Here is a 552-nt window from a genome sequence, read left to right as displayed (position 1 = left end):
CATGGCCTCGGGACCGCTGCCTGCCTGGCGCCGCAGCGCAAAGCCGCGCTCGGCCTTGCTCGCCGCCAGGGGCAGCAGCGGCGTGCTGCGGGCAATGCGGCGGGCCAGCGCGAACAGCGCCGCGGGCGGGCCTTCGAGGAGTTCCAATTCCAGTTCGGCAATCGGCGCCTGGCATTCCTGCGCGACGATGCGGCCAATATCCAGCGCCACCTCCACCCGGCCGCCGCCGGGAACGCGCAGCGTCCAGCGGGTGCGCTCGAAGTCGGTGGCAAAGCAGGGCTCGAGCGCTGCGGCCAGAACGCCTTCGGGGTCCAGCGCCGGCCAGGGGGTGTCGGCGAACTGCCCCAACTCCAGCGCAGGGCCGGCCACTGGCAGCTCCCACTCGCCGCGCTGGCTCAGGGCCGAGTCGCAGCGCCCGGCGGTCTTGAGCGTTTGCAGCCATTGCGCCCCGCGGTCTGCACCCACGCGGCGCAGGCGCAGCGTGGCCCGCTGCTGCCGCAGCGCCTGCGTGGGGGTGTCGTAGTAGACGCTGTGCACCGCCTGCTGCGTCGC

General features: G+C 73.9%; 1 protein-coding gene. It reads right to left on the bottom strand.

Translation table 11 applies throughout. From position 1 onward, the window contains the following. Nucleotides 1-552 (bottom strand): CYTH domain-containing protein (locus VTU_RS26005; protein WP_010102062.1); only part of this gene is annotated, 552 nt, incomplete at both ends.

The sequence above is a fragment of the Verminephrobacter aporrectodeae subsp. tuberculatae At4 genome, from assembly GCF_000193225.1.
Classification (GTDB): domain Bacteria; phylum Pseudomonadota; class Gammaproteobacteria; order Burkholderiales; family Burkholderiaceae_C; genus Acidovorax; species Acidovorax aporrectodeae.
The sequence above is the reverse complement of the archived record's forward strand: the minus strand, read 5'-3'. Positions and strand labels throughout refer to the sequence as shown.